At 63.0% G+C, this 19013-nt stretch carries 16 protein-coding genes; 8 read left to right on the forward strand and 8 right to left on the reverse strand.

What is annotated here, in order from left to right; genetic code table 11:
* The first annotated feature begins 4 nt into the window (after window positions 1-4).
* Window positions 5-1450, forward strand: coding sequence for a winged helix-turn-helix domain-containing protein (locus AOA62_RS02745; RefSeq protein ID WP_236461720.1), 1446 nt, complete (start codon window positions 5-7; stop codon window positions 1448-1450).
* Here the strand turns inward: AOA62_RS02745 and AOA62_RS02750 are convergent.
* Window positions 1397-4159 carry a winged helix-turn-helix domain-containing protein gene (locus AOA62_RS02750; protein ID WP_099547766.1) on the reverse strand — a complete coding sequence of 921 codons (2763 nt, stop codon included), beginning with the start codon at window positions 4157-4159 and terminating at the stop codon, window positions 1397-1399. The two genes, AOA62_RS02745 and AOA62_RS02750, sit on opposite strands and share 54 nt — an antisense overlap.
* Window positions 4160-4216: 57 nt before the next feature.
* Window positions 4217-4615 carry a helix-turn-helix domain-containing protein gene (locus AOA62_RS02755; protein ID WP_017137753.1) on the reverse strand — a complete coding sequence of 133 codons (399 nt, stop codon included), beginning with the start codon at window positions 4613-4615 and terminating at the stop codon, window positions 4217-4219.
* 204 nt (window positions 4616-4819) lie between these two features.
* Between AOA62_RS02755 and AOA62_RS02760 the strand changes: the two genes are divergently transcribed.
* The 5 genes from AOA62_RS02760 (at window position 4820) to AOA62_RS02780 (ending at window position 9894) form a co-directional block, all read left to right on the forward strand.
* A complete protein-coding gene (locus tag AOA62_RS02760; RefSeq protein WP_017137754.1) occupies window positions 4820-5728 on the forward strand; it encodes a LysR substrate-binding domain-containing protein in 909 nt (302 codons plus the stop codon).
* A 96-nt stretch (window positions 5729-5824) separates the two neighbouring features.
* On the forward strand, window positions 5825-6415 hold the full coding sequence (locus AOA62_RS02765; protein ID WP_017137755.1) for an antibiotic biosynthesis monooxygenase: 591 nt from the start codon (window positions 5825-5827) through the stop codon (window positions 6413-6415).
* Window positions 6412-8250: an amidohydrolase gene (locus AOA62_RS02770; RefSeq protein ID WP_099547767.1), complete on the forward strand. Its 1839-nt coding sequence runs from the start codon at window positions 6412-6414 to the stop codon at window positions 8248-8250. The genes AOA62_RS02765 and AOA62_RS02770 overlap by 4 nt, the downstream gene beginning before the upstream one ends.
* Before the next feature lie 28 nt (window positions 8251-8278).
* Window positions 8279-8896, forward strand: a complete 618-nt coding sequence (gene ycaC / locus AOA62_RS02775; protein ID WP_017137757.1) for an isochorismate family cysteine hydrolase YcaC — start codon at window positions 8279-8281, stop codon at window positions 8894-8896.
* A 116-nt stretch (window positions 8897-9012) separates the two neighbouring features.
* Window positions 9013-9894, forward strand: a complete 882-nt coding sequence (locus AOA62_RS02780) for a LysR family transcriptional regulator (protein WP_099547768.1) — start codon at window positions 9013-9015, stop codon at window positions 9892-9894.
* A gap of 56 nt (window positions 9895-9950) precedes the next feature.
* Here the strand turns inward: AOA62_RS02780 and AOA62_RS02785 are convergent, their stop codons facing one another.
* From AOA62_RS02785 to AOA62_RS02810, 6 genes are all read right to left on the reverse strand, one after another.
* A complete protein-coding gene (locus AOA62_RS02785; RefSeq protein ID WP_017137759.1) occupies window positions 9951-10898 on the reverse strand; it encodes a D-isomer specific 2-hydroxyacid dehydrogenase family protein in 948 nt (315 codons plus the stop codon).
* Window positions 10899-10911: 13 nt separating this feature from the next.
* Window positions 10912-12168 carry an acyl-CoA dehydrogenase family protein gene (locus AOA62_RS02790; protein ID WP_236447404.1) on the reverse strand — a complete coding sequence of 419 codons (1257 nt, stop codon included), beginning with the start codon at window positions 12166-12168 and terminating at the stop codon, window positions 10912-10914.
* On the reverse strand, window positions 12165-13505 hold the full coding sequence (locus AOA62_RS02795) for an LLM class flavin-dependent oxidoreductase (RefSeq protein ID WP_099547770.1): 1341 nt from the start codon (window positions 13503-13505) through the stop codon (window positions 12165-12167). Before AOA62_RS02795 ends, AOA62_RS02790 begins: the two co-directional genes overlap by 4 nt.
* 14 nt (window positions 13506-13519) lie before the next feature.
* Window positions 13520-14494, reverse strand: a complete 975-nt coding sequence (locus tag AOA62_RS02800) for an ABC transporter substrate-binding protein (protein WP_099547771.1) — start codon at window positions 14492-14494, stop codon at window positions 13520-13522.
* A 99-nt stretch (window positions 14495-14593) separates the two neighbouring features.
* Window positions 14594-16177 (reverse strand): rhodanese-related sulfurtransferase, encoded by a 1584-nt coding sequence (locus AOA62_RS02805; protein ID WP_099547772.1) that lies wholly within the window; start codon window positions 16175-16177, stop codon window positions 14594-14596.
* Window positions 16174-16785, reverse strand: a complete 612-nt coding sequence (locus AOA62_RS02810; protein ID WP_017137764.1) for a cysteine dioxygenase — start codon at window positions 16783-16785, stop codon at window positions 16174-16176. Before AOA62_RS02810 ends, AOA62_RS02805 begins: the two co-directional genes overlap by 4 nt.
* A gap of 225 nt (window positions 16786-17010) precedes the next feature.
* Here AOA62_RS02810 and AOA62_RS02815 point away from each other — a divergent pair, with 225 nt between their 5' ends.
* Together AOA62_RS02815 and AOA62_RS02820 are read left to right on the forward strand one after the other, a co-directional pair.
* On the forward strand, window positions 17011-17916 hold the full coding sequence (locus AOA62_RS02815) for a LysR family transcriptional regulator (RefSeq protein WP_017137765.1): 906 nt from the start codon (window positions 17011-17013) through the stop codon (window positions 17914-17916).
* 242 nt (window positions 17917-18158) lie between these two features.
* On the forward strand, window positions 18159-18953 hold the full coding sequence (locus AOA62_RS02820) for a class II aldolase/adducin family protein (RefSeq protein ID WP_099547773.1): 795 nt from the start codon (window positions 18159-18161) through the stop codon (window positions 18951-18953).
* Window positions 18954-19013 lie beyond the last annotated feature (60 nt).

Below are 19013 nucleotides of genomic sequence, written 5' to 3' on the forward strand. Positions count from 1 at the left end.
GCAGATGAACAATGCACACTCGGTGAGCTTCGGCCCCTATACCTTTCATCGTGATCAACGTCTGGTCAGCAAGACCGGCCAGCCGGTGCCATTGGGTGGGCGTGCGCTGGATATCCTCGCGATACTGTTGGAGACGCCGGGGCAATTTGTCAGCAAGGACACCTTGATCGGCCGGGTCTGGCCGAACAGCGTGGTGGAAGACAATAATTTGCGCGTGCACATCGCCGCCCTGCGTCGTGCGCTGGACGGACAACGCTATATCCTCAATGAACCGCAACGCGGCTACTGCTTCGTGGCGCCGTCACCGGTGCCGTCACCGCGGCTTCGGCACAATCTGGCCGCACGGCTCAGCCCAGTGATCGGCCGCGACGAACTGCTGGGCAGCCTGGTGAGACGCCTGGGCGGCCAACGGCTGATGATGCTCACCGGCTGCGCCGGCATCGGCAAGAGCACCCTGGCACTGGCGCTGGCCGAACGGGTGTTGCCGCGTTATCGCGATGGCGTGTGGTGGCTGGACCTGGCAACTGTGCAGGCGCCGAACCGGTTGCTGGACTACCTGAGCGAAACCCTGCACCTCCAACCCTGTGTCGGCGCCCATGCACTGTGCGAGCAATTGGCCGCCCGGCAACTGTTGCTGGTGCTCGATAATGCCGATTTGTTGCTGGGCGCCTGCCGTCATCTGGTGCATACACTGCAAGCCAGGGCGCCTCAGGTGAGCGTGCTGCTGACCAGCCGCGAAACCTTGCAGGTGCCCGGCGAATGGGTGCACCACGTGCCACGGCTGGCGCTGCCGACATCGGCTGACCGGGGTGGTGTCGAGCAGGCCATGCTGTATCCGGCCCTGCAATTGTTTGTGGCGCGGGTGCGTGCCGGTCAGCAGGGATTTGTACTGCGGTCTGAGGACCTGGCGCCGTTGTGCGATATCTGCCGGCGTCTGGACGGCATCCCGCTGGCGCTGGAACTGGCGGCGGCCCAGGTTGAAGCCCTGGGAATACGCGGGTTGCAAAAGCAGTTACACAACGGCGTGCAAGTGTTAAGGCGTGGCCGACGCACGGCGGTCGAGCGCCATCAGTCGCTGACGGCGGCGCTGGATTGGACGTATCAACGCCTGAGCCTGCCGCAGCGTTGGCTGTTCCTGCAATTGGCGCTGTTCAAAAGCGCGGTGACGTTGCCGGCCTTGACCGAACTGGTGGCCGGCACTGAACTTGCGCACGCCGACCTGGCTTACCTGCTGGCACGCCTGGTCGCGATGTCTTCCCTGGTGGTCGAGCCCGGCCCCGGCCCGCGGCGCTATCGGCTGCTCAACAGTGTGCGCAGCTACGCCCTGGCGCAGCTGCGTGACCCGTTGCAGGTGGCGCGTTTGCAGCAGGGCTATGGGCATTATCTGGGGCCATTTTCAGGCCGGCCGTTTGTCCTGCAACTGGTCGAGCAGGCTGCGCACGCGGACTAGATCCTGGGTGGCATAGCCTTCGGTAAATTGCCCGTAGACCGAATTCAACAGCTCACGTGCTGCCCGCACACGGCCCTGGCTTTGCCACAGGCAAGCCAGTGAGGTCGCGCAGCGCAACTGCCAGGCCAGTGCGCCTTGCTCGTGCGCCAAGCCCAATGCCTCCAGCAGCAGCGATTCGCGCGCGCGCAGGTCGGGCAGGGCCTCGGCGCGCACCCTGAGAATCTCGGCCGTGCACCAACCGGCCGCGCCGTTTCTGGCGCGCTCAAATACCGTGTCATCTACCTGCGCGGCATTGAAGGTCACCAGTATGTCCTGAACCAGGCCCAGGCCTTGCAATGTCGCATGGGGTGCGGTGCCCTCGTAATGCCGCGCCCAGGTATGAAACAACTGCACCGAATGTTTCTGTGAGTGCTCCAGCAACAGCGCCAGCAGCGCGTGCGCCGCGCCGCTGCCACCGTTGTAGTGGGCAATCGGTACGCTGGCCAGGGCCAGGGTGTAGCAGATAGAGGTGCCGTGGTTGATCTGCAACGCCAGCTCCAGCGCCTGGTTTGCCATTCGTGCGGCCCGCTCTGGAAACCCGCGCAGCCACAGGATGCGCGCCAGCACCGTCAGCGACGCCACACTCTGGTCGTATTGCACGCCAAAGCCATGGGTGAAACGGTTGAGATGGCCACTGTGGGCCATGCGCTGTAGTACTTGTTCGGCATTGTGCAGGGCCAGGACCTGGTTGCCCGCGAAATGCTGGGCCAGTACCCGTAAGCGCTGGGCACTCAAATCCAGCAGCGGATCGGTGCGCGGGTCGAGGCGGTCGAACTGCATGCTCTGCTCCAGCGCCTCACGGTAGCGGCCGGCACACAGGTTGACCGCCATGTGCCCGGAGACGGCTCGCAACTGGCCCCCATTGTCTTGGAGCGCTTGCGCCAGGCGCCGGGCCGCCACAAACGCAGCGATGGTCTGCGGTGCGCCGCCCAAGGCGTGATAGGACAGGCTGCCCAGGGCCAGTTGCAGTTGCATGGTCAACTGCGTGCAGGGCGCGCCCGATTGCGGCATCAGCGCCAGCGCCTGGTCTACGTACAGCCCATGTTCGCGCAGCAGCGACAACTCCTGCCACAAGGGCATGGCGCTGACCGTCAGGCGAATGCCCAGCAGGTGCGCGCCGTGTTCGCCCAAGCCCCAGTCGAGGGCGGCGCGAATGTCCTCGCGCAACGGCGCATAACGGTTGATCCACAGCTCGGTGGCAGTGAATTCCCAGTCTTCCCGCGCCTGATCCATCAGCGCCAGACAGCGCGCCGCATGGCGTTCGCGTGTGCTGTCGAGTTCAGCTGCGTGGTCGAGCTTTTCCAGGGCATAGCTGCGGGTGACATCCAGCAGACGATAGACCATGTCATCATCGCCGGCCTCGACGTTGAGCAGCGACTTGGCCACCAGTTGGGTGATCGAACCCAGCACTTCGGCCGGTGCGATCTGCTCCCCGGCGATCACCGCCGCCGCGCTTGCCAGGCTGAACCCGCCGCGAAACACCGCGAGGCGGCGCAGGCAGATCTGTTCGCACGCGGTGAGCAGGTTAAAACTCCAATCCAGCGTGGCGCGCAAGGTTTGCTGGCGGGGCAGGTCGCTGCGCAGGCCACGGTTGAGCAGGCGCAGATTGTCCTCCATCTGCACCAGCAAACCCGGCAAGCCGAAGCGCTCGATCTGCGTGGCGACCAATTCGATTGCCAGGGGAATGCCGTCCAGGCGCTTGCAGATCTCGATCGCCAGGGGCAGTTGCGCCTCGCTGAGCTCAAAACTGTCCTGGTGCGACATGGCACGCTCGATCAGCAGTTGCAAGGCCGGGTAGCCGAGGGCCTGGGCGCGGTTCCCGGTGGCGGGTGGGCAGGCCAGCGGCTCCAGGCGTTGCACGTACTCGCCCTCGGCGCGCAGGGCTTCGCGGCTGGTGGCCAAAATGTGCAGGTGTGGCAGGTGACGCAGTAAGGTTTCGCTGATCAGCGCGATGTCGTCCAGCAGGTGTTCGCAGTTGTCGATCACCAGCAGCAACTGCCGCGCGTGCAGGCTTCGGGCCAAGGTCAGCAGCGGGTCATGTTCGGTGGGTGCGAGGTGGAGCAGGGCGGCCAGGTTGGGCAGGATCATTGACGGCGCGCTGAGCGGCGCCAGATCCAGCAGGTGAATGCCGTCGCGGTAATGGCCGATCAATAATTCCGCCACACGCAGCGCCACGGTGGTCTTGCCGATACCGCCCGCGCCGGTCAGGGTGATGAAGCGTTGCTGCGGCAGTTGCTGCACCAGTGCGTCGATCAACACCTGGCGGCCAATCATCCGCGTACGGCGCAGCGGCAGGTTATGGCCCTGGTTGTGGGGAATACCGTCGATGGCTGTCGTCATCGGTTCAATGCTCAGGGGGGCGACAAAGCTGTAACCGCGCTGGGCGACGGTGACGATATAGCGCTGCCCGGCCTGGCCATCGCCCAGGGCCTTGCGCAACGCGGCCATATGCACACGCAGGTTGCCGTCTTCGACCACCGTTTTGGGCCATACCCGCGTGATCAGTTCCTGCTTGCTCACCACATTGCCGGCGTGCTCCAGCAAAATCAGCAAGATTTCTAGCGCGCGTCGGCTCAGGCGCAAGGGGCGGCCAGCCTCCAGCACCAGGCGCTGGCGCGGGTGGACACGGTAGGGACCGAAATGCACGGCCTGGTCGTTGAGGTCACGCATAGTGGCCCCTGTTCAGGAAAAGAGTTTGGCCAGCATATTCCAGGCCGGTGCAGACCACTAGGCTGCAATCACCTGTGATTTTTGACGGATGTGGTGACTTCGCCAGGTCATCGGGTTCACGCCCTCGCTGCGCGTGAACATATGGCAGAAGTGCGCCTGGTCGCAGAAGCCGCATTCGACGCTGATCTGGGTCAGGCTCAGGGACGATCCGGTGATCAGTTCCTTGGCCCGCTGAATGCGCTGTTGGCGAATCCACTCCTGGGGCGACAGCCCGGTGGTGCACTTGAACGCACGGGAAAAATGGCTGCGCGACAGCGCACAGGCCTGCGCCAAGTCGGCAATTGCCAGGCTTTCGCCGAGGTTGGCGAGGATCAGTTGCTTGGCAACTCGCTCGCGCCGGGGGCACAAGCCACCGGTGACGCCAAGGCGAGGGGCACAGTCATCAAGTCGGGCCATGACAAATATCCGTAGTCGATGGGAGCGTTCCCGGTGAATGGATGCAGTGTAGACCGCTGTATTTTTGGCGCCGGGCCGTCTGGCTGGCGAGTTAATCGTTGTTAATTTCGCCAGGTGCGCGCCCGGAAAAGACAGCACAGGCATGCAATCGTCGATCCGTGCGACATGCTTACCTGACGGCCTGATAACCGTTTGGATACCGCCATGAACCGCAACGACCTGCGCCGCGTCGACATGAACCTGTTGGTGATTTTCGAGGCGCTGATGTTCGAGAAGAACCTGACCCGGGTCGCCGAAAAACTCTTCATGGGCCAGCCGGCCGTGAGTGCCGCGCTCGGGCGCCTGCGCGACTTGTTCGACGACCCATTGCTGCTGCGCAACGGGCGCGGCATGGAGCCCACGCCACGGGCGGTGGCGATACTCAAGGAGCTGCAACCGGCGATGGACACCATTTCAGGCGCGGTCAGCCGCGCCAAGGATTTCGACCCTTCCACCAGCTGCGCGGTGTTTCGAATCGGCCTGTCCGATGATGCCGAGTTCGGTCTGTTCCCGCCGTTGCTCAGCCAGCTGCGCGAAGAGGCACCGGGGATCATCGTGGTGGTACGCCGCGCCAATTACCTGTTGATGTCTTCGTTGCTGGCCAGTGGCGAGATTTCCGTGGGCGTCAGCTACACCACCGAACTGCCGGCCAATGCCAAGCGCAAGAAGCTGCGGGACATTCCCTGCAAGGTGCTGCGCGGCGACGACGGCGCGGCGCCGTTGACACTGGATGACTACTGCACGCGGCCCCACGCTATGGTGTCGTTCTCGGGGGACTTGAGCGGCAATATCGACCTTGACCTGGCGCGCATCGGCCGGGCGCGCAGGGTGGTGCTGGCGGTACCCCAGTTCAGCGGCTTGCGCGCACTGTTGGCGGGCACGCAAATCATCGCGACAGTGCCCGACTACGCCGCCTGTGCCTTGACCGAAGGCACGGTGCTGCGCGCCGAGGACCCGCCGTTCGCAATTGAAGCCTCGGAATTGTCGATGGTCTGGAGCGGCGTGCATGACAACGACCCGGCGGAGCGCTGGTTGCGCTCGCGCATCAGTGAGCATATGGCGCGTGTGGCGTGAGCGCGCCAGGCGAAACAGCACAAACATCCAATTCCTGCCCCCCGTTCCCCGCCAGACTCCCCCCATCGCTTAGCTTTCCAGGGGGAATCACACCGTATGGACCCGACACCTGAAACCAGCCCCGACGAAGTCGTCACCCTGGTCGTCAAACACCTGATCAAGGCCGGCCGTGAAGCCGATTACGAGGCCTGGCTGCGGCGCATCGTGCGCATCGCCGGCGAGCGGCCCGGCCACCTCGGTGTGGATGTGGTGCGCGGCAAGCAGGGCGGGCAAGCACTGTTTACCTGCGTCTTGCGCTATCGCTCCACCGACGCGCTGCAACGCTGGCTCGACTCCCCCGAACGCCAGGCGCTGATCGCTGAAGCGGCGCCGATGCTGGCCGACGGCGACAAAACCGAAATCGGTGCGGCTAATGAGTTCTGGTTCGCGCCACTGGCCGACAGCGCCGCCAAACCGCCGCGCTGGAAGCAGGCGGTGGTCAGCCTGTGCGTGATTCTGCCGCAAACCCTGCTGCTGCCGTTTATCTGGGGGCCGATCCTGCGTCTGCACCCGTTCCTGTCCAACTATGTGGTTTCCACTTTTTTGGTGACCCTGACCATTGTGTTGCTGGTGGTTTACCTGCTGATGCCGGCCGCCACCCGCCTGTTCGCTCCCTGGCTTGAAGCCTCTGTAAAGGACACCCTATGAACGCCGATCTGATTCTGTTCAATGGCCAGTTCCACACCGTGGACCGCGAAAACCCACGGGCCACTGCGGTCGCAATCCACAAGGGCCGCTTTGTCGCGGTCGGCACCGACGGCGAGGCCATGGCCCTGCGCGGCAGCGGCACCCAGGTCATCGACCTCAAGGGCCGCACCGTGATCCCCGGCCTTAACGACTCGCACTTGCACCTGATCCGTGGCGGGCTGAACTACAACCTTGAACTGCGCTGGGAAGGCGTGCCGTCACTGGCCGATGCGTTGCGCATGCTCAAGGATCAAGCCGATCGCACGCCGACGCCGCAATGGGTGCGTGTGGTGGGGGGCTGGAACGAATTCCAGTTCGCCGAAAAACGCATGCCGACCCTGGAAGAGTTGAATCAGGCCGCGCCAGATACGCCGGTGTTCGTGCTGCACCTGTATGACCGTGCCTTGCTCAACCGCGCCGCCCTGCGCGTGGCCGGTTACACCAAGGACACGCCGAACCCGCCGGGCGGCGAGATTGTGCGCGACAGCAACGGCAACCCCACCGGCATGCTGGTGGCGCGTCCCAACGCGATGATCTTGTATGCAACCCTGGCCAAGGGCCCGAAACTGCCGCTCGAATACCAGGTCAATTCGACCCGCCAGTTCATGCGTGAACTCAATCGCCTGGGCCTCACCAGCGCCATCGACGCCGGCGGTGGTTTCCAGAACTACCCCGATGACTACGCGGTCATTGAACAACTGGCCAAGGACCAACAGCTGACGGTGCGCATCGCCTACAACCTGTTCACGCAAAAGCCCAAGGAAGAACTCAGCGACTTCAAGCACTGGACCGGCAGCGTCACCCTGCACCAGGGCGACGATTACCTGCGCCACAACGGCGCAGGCGAGATGCTGGTGTTTTCGGCGGCGGACTTCGAAGATTTCCTTGAGCCACGCCCCGACCTGCCGTTGACCATGGAGCAGGAACTGGAACCGGTGGTGCGCCATTTGGTTGAGCAGCGCTGGCCGTTCCGGCTGCACGCCACGTACGACGAATCCATCTCGCGCATGCTCGATGTGTTCGAGAAGGTCAACCGCGACATTCCGTTCAATGGTCTGCCGTGGTTCTTCGACCACGCCGAAACCATTACGCCGAAAAACATCGAGCGCGTCCGGGCCTTGGGCGGTGGTATCGCGATCCAGGACCGCATGGCGTTCCAGGGCGAATATTTTGTCGAGCGCTACGGCGCCAAGGCCGCCGAAGCCACGCCACCGATCAAGCGCATGCTGGCCGAAGGCGTGCCGGTAGGGGCGGGCACCGACGCCACGCGGGTCTCGAGCTACAACCCCTGGACTTCGCTGTACTGGATGGTCAGCGGCCGCACCGTCGGCGGCCTGGAGCTGCACGCCGAAGGCCTGCCGCGCCTCACCGCGCTGGAGTTGTTCACCCACGGCAGCGCCTGGTTCTCCTCGGAGCAGGGCAAGAAGGGCCAGATCAAGGTCGGCCAGTTGGCGGATGTGGCGGCACTCTCGGCGGACTTCTTCAGCGTCGATGAAGAAGCCATCAAATGGATCGAGTCGGTACTGACCGTGGTCGGCGGCAAGGTGGTGTACGGCGCCGGCGACTTCGAAGATTTCGCCCCGCCCCAAGTACCGGTGCTGCCGGACTGGTCGCCGGTGGTCAAGGTGCCGGGGCACTGGCGCCCAGGTTCACCGGTGCAAGCGCAAGTACACCACTGCAGCGGACCGTGCGGCGTGCATGCCCACGGCCATGAAAAAGCGCGGCTCTCCAGCGTACCGGTCAGCGATTTCCAGGGTTTCTGGGGCGCGTTTGGTTGCTCGTGCTTTGCCTTCTGATTTTAAAAACACCCAAAGGAGTTCACCCATGACTTACAAGCGCTTGAACAAAGATGACGCCGTTGTATTGCTGGTCGATCACCAGACCGGCCTGATTTCCCTGGTGCAAGACTTCTCTCCGAACGAGTTCAAGAACAACGTGTTGGCCCTGGCCGACGTGGCCAAGTTCTTCAACCTGCCGACCATCCTCACCACCAGTTTTGAAAGTGGCCCTAACGGTCCGTTGGTTCCGGAACTCAAGGCGCTGTTCCCGGACGCGCCTTACATCGCCCGCCCTGGCCAGATCAACGCGTGGGACAACGAAGATTTCGTCAAGGCCGTCAAGGCCACCGGCCGCAAGCAGATCATCATTGCCGGCGTGGTAACGGATGTGTGCGTCGCGTTCCCGACCCTGTGCGCCCTCGCTGAAGGCTTTGAGGTGTTCGTGGTGACCGACGCCTCGGGTACCTTCAACGAAACCGTGCAACAAGCCGCTTGGGCACGCATGACGGCCGCCGGCGCACAATTGGTGAACTGGTTCTCTGTCGCCTGTGAACTGCAAGTTGACTGGCGCAACGACATGGAAGGCCTGGCCAACCTGCTGTCGCCGCGCATTCCGAACTACCGTAACCTGATGAACAGCTACTCGGCGTTTACGGCCAAGTAAGCTGCGTTTGAAGGGGTAGATTAACCCTGTAGGAGGGGGCAAGCCCCTCCTGCATTTGATTGTGTCGTAGCGGCTGACAGGCTATAAACCAGCCAAATGTCCACCGAGAAGCGACAATGAACCCCTTCGAAGACATGCGCCTGTTTTGCCAGGTCATGGAGTCCGGCAGCTTCACCGCCGCCGCCGAGCAACTCGGCCTGTCCAAGCAGTTCGTCAGCCGCCGCCTTATCCAGTTGGAAGACCGCCTCGGCGTGCGCCTGCTCAACCGCTCCACGCGTCGGCTGGACGTCACGCCACTGGGCCAGAGTTATTACGAATCCGCTTTGCGCCTGCTCGGTGAAGTCGAGCAAGTGGAGCAGGGCATCGCCGGCCAGAACAGCGAACCGCGGGGCACGATTCGGCTCAGCGCGCCGTTGTCGTTTGCCATGGCCCATCTGGGCTGCCTGTTGCCGCAGTTCCTGCAACGCCACCCGCAGGTGTCGGTGGAAGTCGACTTGAGTGATCGCCCGGTGGACCTGATCGGCGAGGGCTACGACCTGGTCTTGCGCATCGGCACGCTGGAAGACTCAACCCTGATTGCCCGGCGCATCGCCAGTGTGCAGCGAGTGTATTGCGCCAGCCCTGATTACCTCGCCGCCCGGGGTACGCCGCTCAAGCCCGAAGACCTGGCTGATCATGACTGCCTGCCCTATGGCCATGGCCGCCAAGTGCAATGGCGCTTCAAAGGCAAGTTGCAGGCGCTCAATGTCAGTGGACGCATGCGCGTGAACAATGGCGAATTGCTGCGCGACACCGCAATCGCCGGGTTGGGCGTGACCTACCTGCCGACTTTTATTGTTGCCGAGGCGTTGAAAGACGGGCGCTTGGTAACCCTGCTGGACGACTTCGCCCCCGAAGCCCTGACCTTGTCGGCGGTGTACCCGCAGCACCGGCAAAGTTCGCGGCCAGTGCAGGCGCTGGTGGAGTTTTTGCGCGAACGCCTGGCCAGCGGTTGCTGACCCACACGCATCTATTGTGAAGACTGGCTTATGTGGGAGCTGGCTCCCACACATATTCAAGGGGCGACAAGATTGGCCAACGTTGAACCGTCCACATACCGCTGCAGATTCGCCAGGAACGTATCGGCAATCTCCTGCTGGCTGTTGGTCGAAATCGCCGAGGTATGCGGCGACAACCGCACCCGCGCATGGCTGTACAACGGGTGGCCCTGCGGCAGTGGCTCCGGCTCGGTCACATCCAGCGAGGCAAGGCCGATCTGACCGTTATCCAGGGCTTCCAGCAGGGCCTCCTGATCCAGCAAACCACCGCGCGCAATATTGATCAGGTGCAATCCCGGCTTGGCGCTGCCGAGCACATCGCGGTCGACAATATGCCGCGTGGCCTCGGTGAGCGGCGCCGCCAGCACCAGGTGGTCGGCGCGGGCAAACAGGTCGTGGATGTCCTTGGCGGCCTCAACATGGTCCACCTCAAAGGGTGCCTGGCTCTGGCGCAGCGCAACCACGTTGATCCCCAAGGCCTGGGCTTTTTGCGCCAGGCTCTTGCCGATCGCACCAAAGCCGAGAATGCCCAATGTGCTGCCCTTGAGCGGGCGCAGCGCGGTGAATGTCCACTGGGCATCCTTCACCCAGATAGCCGGCAAATGCTTGGCCGCCGCAAAGATCGCCGCCAGGGCGAACTCGGCAAGGTTATCGGCCGCACTGCCCCGTGAGGTGGTCACCGGCGGGCCGTTGAACAGCCACTGCGGGTAGAAATCGATGCCCGACGACACCAGGTGTACCCACTGCGCGCCATACGGCCAGCCCGGCGGCGGAGTATCGGGCGCGGTGTAGCCGCGCACATTGATAGGGCGCAGCAGCAGGATATTGGCCTGGGGCGGCAGGTCGCTGGGTACACCGGCCGGCACGCCGATCACCTGGGCATGGGGGTGGATCGAGGCAAGGCGTTCGCGCAATACCTGGTTGTAATCTTCGTCCAGCTGGCTGGCGATAATCACCTGACTCATGAGCGTTCCTTATTCATTGTTGCGCACGTTGAGCGAACACCGCTTTACCCACACCTTGCAGCACCGCGTCGTTCTGCGGCGTATGCACGCGGCTGCACAGCACGTCGCGGTAATGCCGTTGCAGCGGGCTATGGCGCGACAGGCCAGGGTTGCCCGAGGCTTCGATGGCCAGCTCCACGGCGCGGATCGCATTGCCGGTCACCAGGTATTTAAGCTGCGCCGCATTGGCGGCTGGCGTGTGGCCCTGGGCGGCGGCCTCGAGCAGGCTGCGGTTGGCAAACAGCAGGGTGTCGATATGGCCGACGGTTTCCTGAAAACGCGGCAAGCTCGACAGCGCGGCGCCGAGGTTGGACGGCTTGCGCTGCTCCAGCCAGTTCACCAGCCAGTCCCGCGCCGCCTGGGCTACGGCGTCGTACACCGACGACAGCAGCACCGACATCCACAGGAACCCCTCGCCATCCAGCTCAGGTTGCGGTGCGCTCCAGGGGCTGACGCTGACGGCATGGTCCAGCGGCACCAGGACATTATCGAGCACCACTTCGTGGCTGCAGGTGGCGCGCATGCCCAGATGGTCCCAGGTGTCGATGATGCTCACGCCGGGGCTGTTTTTCGGCACCAGCCAGGCGCCCACCAGCGGGTCGGCATCATCACTGCGCGCCCACACGCTGAACCAGCTCAGGCCGTGGCTGCCGGTGGAGTAAATCTTGCGGCCGCTGATGCGCCAGCCGTCAGCGGTGCGCACCGCCGTGGTTGCCGGCAGCCCGCCACGGGCCGGGGTGCCCAGGTCAGGTTCGACGCGCAGCGCATTGATCAATGCACCGTTGCGCACGGCGTCTTCGGCGACTTGTACGCGCAGGTGCTGCGGCCAGGTTTTGCTGTCTTGCAGGCGTGTGTGTTGCAGGTACTGCATCACCAGAATCAGCGCGGTAGACGGCTCGCCCCTGGCAATCGCGCTGATGGCCTTGCGCGCCTGCGCCAAGCTGGCGCCACCCCCACCCAGGGCCTTGGGCACGGTGAGGGCGACCAGGCCATGTTCATGCAGCCGCTTGAAGTTGGCGTGGGGGAAGGCGCCGCTTTCGTCATACAGGTGCGCGCTGCTGGCCAGCTCGGCACTGAGGCGTTCGAGCAGGGCGTCGAATTGCGCCGGCCCGTGTGGGAGCTGGCTTGCCTGCGAAGGCGGTGTATCAGCCACCCGCAATGCAGGCCCAGAGACCGCTATCGCAGGCAAGCCAGCTCCCACATTGGCTAATCGGTTGAGAGGCTCACTCATGCCAGCGCTTCCTGTTGCACTTCAACTTCGCTGTACCGATTGGTCGGCACCTCCAGCCCCAGGTTGTCGCGCAAGGTCTGGCCGCTGTATTCGCTGCGAAACAGCCCGCGTTGTTGCAGCACCGGCACCACCAGTTCGGTGAAGTACTGCAAGCCATCGGGCAGTAACGAGTTGATGATGAAGCCGTCGCTGGCGCCGGACTCGAACCAGGTTTGGATGGCATCGGCAACCTGCTCCGGAGTGCCGACAAACTCGCGCTTGGGCCGCGAAAAACGCAAGGCCACTTCGCGCAGGGTCAGGCCTTCGTCCCTGGCCAGTTGCTTGATACGGTCAGAACCGCCTTTCTGGCTGTTGCTGCCCAGGTCGCCAAGCTCCGGGAACGGTGCGTCCAGCGGGTATTGGCTGAAATCGTGGTCGTTGAACGGGCGGCCCAGCGCCACAATCGCATCTTCGACGGTGACCAGGTCCACGGCCTGCTGATAGCGGCTTTCCACCTCGGCAGCATCGCGCCCGACAATCGGACGAATGCCCGGCAAAATCGACAGGCTGCCCGCATCACGGCCAAAACCCTTGGCGCGGCGTTTTAAATCAGCCGAGTACGCCTTGGCTTCTTCGAGTGTCTCCACATGCACAAAAATCGCATCGGAATGCTCGGCGGCAAAGTTGCGCCCATCTTCAGAGGTGCCCGCCTGGAAAATCACCGGCTGGCCCTGACGCGAGCGGGCGATGTTCAGCGGGCCTTTGACCGAGAAAAACTCGCCCTTGTGGTTCAGCGCATGCAGCTTCTCGGGGGTGAAAAACTCGCCGCTCTGCTTGTTGTAGGCAAAGGCGTCGTCTTCCCAGGAATCCCACAGGCCCTTGACCACGTTCAAGTGCTCCTTGGCGATGCGGTAGCGTACGGCGTGGGGCGGGTGCTCGGCTTTGCCGAAGTTGTCGGCGGTGCCGCTCAGCCAGGAGGTGACCACGTTCCAGCCGGCGCGGCCGCCGCTGATATGGTCCAAAGAGGCGAACTGGCGCGCCACCTGGTAGGGCTCGGTGTAGCTGACGGTCACGGTGGCGACCAGGCCGATGTGGGTGGTCAACGCGGCAAGGGCCGAGAGAAGGGTCAGCGGCTCGAAACGGTTGAGGTAGTGCGGGCTGGATTTGGCGTGAATGTGCAGGCTGTCGGCGATAAACACGAAGTCGAACTTGGCCGCTTCGGCCAGCTCGGTTTGTTGTTTATAGAAGCCAAAGTTCGTACTCGCATTCGGTTGCGCCTGCGGATGGCGCCATTCGCCCCAGCCGTGACCGACACCGTGGACCATAGCGCCCAGTTTCAGATGACGTGGCGTGCTCATGTGCGGCTCCTTGCTTAGCGCGATGCTTGGGAAGTGGGAAAACGTTCGGCGTTAAAGCTGGTGTCGAAACCCTGGGACACGTCGATGCGCTTGGGCAACAGGCCTTCTTGTTGATAGGTGTCGGCGGTGGCTTGCAAGCCCTTGATCACGCTGTCGTCAATCACCACGGGGTTCAGTTGCGTGTCTTTGGCCACCTCCAGGTGCACCGCCAATGGCAGGCCGGTAATTTTGGCTTGGGCGGCAGCGTAGGCATCCGGGTGCGTATTGGCCCAGGCGTAGGCACGGTCGACGCGGGCCACGAAGTCATCCAGTTGCGGGCGTTTGTTGGCGATGGCCTGGCTGGTGGCGGCGAAATACAGGTGGTTGCTCAACAACTGTTTGCCGCTGACCAGGACGCGGGCGTGGCTTTGTGAGGTGACCACCGTGGTGTAGGGATCCCAAGTGGCCCAGGCATCAACGGTGCCGTTATCGAGTACCAGCCGGGATTCAGCGGGCAGCAGGAAAATGAATTGCACATCCTTGGTCGTCAGGCCTGCGCTGGCCAAGGCCCGGATCGCCAGGTAGTGCCCGATGGAGCCGCGCCCGGTGACGATTTTCTTGCCCTTGAGGTCGGCGGCCGTCTTGATCGGCGAGTCCTTGGGCACCACCAGGGCGGTGGTGTTGCGCCCTTCGGCGTGGATGATGCTGACCACCTTGAGCGCGGCCCCGGCGCCCAAGGCGAACACATACGGCGCATCGCCGAGGGCGCCAATGTCGACGGCACCTGCGTTCAGGGCTTCGCCCAGCGGCGAGGCGGAAGGGAACTCCGACCACTGGATTTGATAGGGCACGTTGTTGGTTTCGCCAGAGGCTTCCAGCAATGCCTTGATCGTGGATTTCTGGTTGGCCACGCGTAGCGGTTGCAAGTCGGCGGCGTGTGCAGTGCTGATCAGGCCGAGGGCCAGGGCGCTGCTAAGGAGCAGGTGTTTGAAGGGCGTGCTAAAGACCATGATGGATAAATCCCAGGCAAATTGAAAAAGTGTGGGTTACCTCCGCCTGGCAAGGGGTCGGTGCGGCCTGCCCCGGTGTGGGGCAGGCGTGAAGGTGGTTCAGATCACGTAGAAACCGTGGGTACCATCGCGCGCCAGCTGGTCGACCAGGCCGAATTCCCAGTCCAGATACGCCTGCATGGCTTCCTTCGGGCTGTCGGTGCCTTCGTACGGTCGGCGATAGCGGTCGATACGCGGTGACGCGAGATGGGTTTCGCCTTCTTCCAGCGGTAGCTTCTCGGCGATCCAGTTAAGCGTGCCCCCTTGCAGCAGGAACACCGGCTTGCCGGTGATGGCTTCGACTTCGGCGACCGCCAGGCGCGCCAGTTGGCTGGTGCCGCAGGTCAGCACATAACGTTCGGCAGGCGGCACCTTGGCCAGTGCGTTGGCCAATTGCGCACGCAAGACCCAGAAGGCACCGGGGATATGGCGTTTGACGTAGTTGACGCTGGGGGTGAAATCCAGCACCGCCGTGTCGCCATGGGGTAGCCACTCGGCCAGGGTGTGGGGGCTGATCAGTTCGGCCTGCAAGGGCGCCGGCACCGGCGCGACCCACGCACCGTGCTCGCTGAAGTTTGCCACTTGCAGGTCGTCCAGCACGTACACCTCCCAGCCCAATTGCGCGAGCCATGAGGCGGACATGTTCGCCCGCACGCCGTCGTCATCGGCCAGCACCAGGCGCGCTCCGCGCACGCTGGCCACATGGTCGGTTTCCTGCACCAACTGGCCGCCCGGTGTGGAGCGCGCGCCCGGCAGATGGCCGGCTTCGAATTCCTCCGGCGTGCGCACATCGAACAGGTAGGTGGTGCGCTTGGGTTCTTGCTGCCAGCGTTGCAGGTCGGCGAGCGTGGCGCGGCCAACCCGCGCCTTGTCGGCCACGCTGCGCGCATCCCGTGCGGCGATCTGGCGGTGTTCTTCGCGGGTCGGCGCAAAGCGGCGCGCTTGGCCATGGGCGAGTTTCTGCCCGGCCAGGGTCCAGCCGATAGTGCCGTTACGCAGTGCCGACACCGGGTTGGCGATGCCTGAGTTGATCAGCGACTGCGTGCCGATAATGCTGCGGGTGCGCCCGGCGCAGTTGACGATGATACGGGTGGCCGGGTCCGGTGCCAGTTCACGGGCGCGTAGCACCAGTTCGGCACCCGGCACACTGATGCCGGTCGGAATGCTCATGGTCTGGTATTCGTCGAAGCGGCGCGCGTCGAGCACCACCACATCGGCCTGGCTGTCGAGCAGCGCCTGCACTTCTTCGGCGGCCAAAGAGGGCGTGTGGCGCTCGCTCTCAACCAACTCGCCGAAGGCTTTGCTCGGTACGTTGACGTCGATAAACAGCTCGCCACCGGCACGGCGCCAACCGTCCAGGCCACCTTCGAGCAAGCTGACCTGGGTGTAGCCCAACGCAACCAGGCGTGCGGCGGCACGTTCGGCCAACCCTTCGCCATTGTCATAGACCGTCACTTGGGTATCGCGACGGGGAATGCGCGCATACACCTCCAGCTCCAGCTTGGACAGCGGGATATTCGCAGCGAACAGCGGGTGCGACTCGGCAAAGAGCGCTTCTTCGCGCACGTCGACCAAGGCGACTTCTTCACGGTCCAACAGGGCCTGGCGAATCTGGGCGAAGCTGTGGTTCGATACGGTGGTCATAGGGCAGGGCTCTTTTCTTTGGACAAATCCCAGATATTCGGGAGGTAGGCGTTGGAATAACCGGAGATAAACAGTTTCTCGCTGCCGTCGGGCTGATACACCGCACGGCGCACGGCACCAATATTGGCGCCGTACACGTGAATGCTGATCGACACCTGGTCGCTGTGGGCATTGCTGACCTGATGGATATCGCCGATTTTGGGCGACACCGCCTCAACCTGTCCGGGCAGCAGTTGAACCGGTGTGCCTTCGGCCACCAGGCTGCCATCGGGCGCACGCTCAAAACCCTGGGAGAACTCCGCACCACGCAACATGCCGATCAGGCCCCACACCCGATGGTCGTGAATCGGCGTGCGCTGGCCCGGCCCCCAGACAAAGCTGACGATGCTGAAACGCTGGCGCGAATCGGCATGCAGCAAAAATTGCTGGTAGCGCTCGGGATCCGGTTGGGCGTACTCGTCGGGCAGCCAGTCGTCATGGCTGACCAGTTGCGCCAACAGCTTGCCGCCACGGTGCAACAGGTCGCCTTCGCGCGGGTTGCCGTCGATCAGTTCCGCCAGGGCGCCTATAAAGGCTCTGAGTCTTTCGGGGTGTCGGGACTGGGTCATGGCAATTCCATCATGGCGGTTATGGGGATGGCTTGATGGGTTTATATAAGCATAATGTTTATAGTTAATATGCTATTTTTTAATGATTAGCTTATAGCTTTAGGTAATTTAGAACCGGTCTGAATAGCGTTAGACGTTATCGATCACAGCGCAGGCTATCCAGACCGCCGTGTGGCAACTATGCTTGCCACACATCTTAATGACTGTTCTCTATGTGCGGCCCAAATGAAAATTGACGATATCGATGCCTTTGTCGAAGTGATTCGTTGCCAGTCCATCAGCCACGCCGCCGAGTCGTTGCAATTGACTCAACCGGCCATCACCCGCCGCGTGCAGAACTTCGAGCAGGCGCTGGGCGTGGAGCTGTTCGACCGCAACACCAAGCCGCTCAAACCTACGCTGATCGGCACGCGGGTGTATGAACAATGCCGGTTGATCCTGCGCGAGATGGATGCCCTGCGTGAGTTGGTGGCCACCGATGCGCCGCCCACCGGCGTGTTGCGCCTGGGCGTGCCGCAGACCATTGGCGATGTGGTGCTGCTGGATGCGCTCAAGCATTTGCGCAGTGAATACCCCGACTTGCGCGCCCAGGTCGCCACGGGGTGGGGCAGCCAACTGGTCGGCAAGATCGAGCGCGGCGAGCTGGATGCGGCGGTGGCGTTGTTCCCGGCGGGCAAGATCTTCCCGGACAACATTGTCGGCGAGTCCATCGGCAAGATGGAGTTGGTGGTGGTGTGTGCCAAGGCACAGTTGCCGAAAAAGCCCTGCAAGTTGGCTGATGTGTACCAGGGCGGCTGGATTCTCAACCCGGATGGCTGTGGTTTTCGTGCCGGGTTGCAGCGCACCTTGTCCGACCAGGGTTTGGCGCTGCGAGTGAACCTGGAAACCTTTGGCACTGAGTTGCAACTGGGCCTGGTGGCGGACGGCCTGGGCCTGGGGCTGGTGCCGCGGCCGCTGCTGGAGCGCAGTGCGCACCTTGAGCAACTGGCGGTGGTGCCGCTCAAGGACTTCAAACCGGTGATGGATTTGTGGCTGATCTACCCGCACTTCCTGGGCAACCTGCAAGGGCCGGTGGATGCGTTTGGGACGCTGGTGGCGGCCTCGTTACACAAGATTCGCAACGCTGCGTGAGTGCAGACTGATCGTTCCCACGCTCTGCGTGGGAATGCCTCCTGTGACGCTCTGCGTCACGCTTTGGGACGCGGAGCGTCCAGGGCTGAATTCCCACGCGCAGCGTGGGAACGATCTATGTGGTAGCTGGTTTTTTTATAAAAAAAAATAATAATTAGCTTAGATTAAAATGTGATTATTATTATTTTTGGCCATCCCCTAGGCTGACTGGAAGTCCTTAAGGCCATCCAGGAAGTTTTGCCATGAGCAGTGTCACCTCGATTTCCAGCGTTTCCAGCAATGTCCGCCAGCGCGTCACGCCAGAAGAGTGGGAGGTGCGCGTCAAACTGGCGGCGGCCTATCGGCTGGCGGCGCTGTATAAGTGGACCGATCACATCTACACGCACTTCTCCGCCCGTGTGCCGGGGCCGGATGAGCATTTCCTGATCAACGCCTACGGGCTGTTGTTCGATGAAATCAACGCCTCCAACCTGGTCAAGGTCGACCTCGACGGCACGATTGTCGACGACCCGACCGGCCTGGGTATCAACTACGCAGGTTACGTGATCCACAGCGCCATCCACGGCGCGCGTCATGACCTGCAAGCGGTGCTGCACACTCACACCCGCGACGGCATTGCGGTGTCGGCACAGAAGGATGGCCTGCTGCCGATCTCCCAGCACGCCATCGCGTTCTCCGGGCGCGTGGCGTACCACGGTTATGAAGGCGTGGCGTTGGACCTGGATGAGCGCGAGCGCTTGGTGGCTGACCTGGGCGATAAGAGTGTGATGATTTTGCGTAACCATGGGCTGTTGACTGCCGGTATCAGCGTGGAACACGCCTTCCAGCAACTGCAAGGGCTGGAGCGCGCGTGCAATATCCAGATCGCGGCGCAGGCAGGCGGCAATGCCGAGCTTGTCTTCCCGCCGGCAGAGGTGGTGGCCAAGGTGGAGGAGCAGGCCAAGGTGTTCAGCAATGGCGCAGGGCCGGGTGTGGCGCGGCATTGGAATGCGTTGATTCGGCAGTTGGAGCGTACGGATACCGACTACAAAAACTGAACTTGAAACCACTGAAGATCAAAAATGTGGGAGCGGGCTTGCTCGCGAATGCGGTGGATC

It is taken from the genome of Pseudomonas sp. 2995-3, assembly GCF_002742565.1.
Classification (GTDB): domain Bacteria; phylum Pseudomonadota; class Gammaproteobacteria; order Pseudomonadales; family Pseudomonadaceae; genus Aquipseudomonas; species Aquipseudomonas edaphica.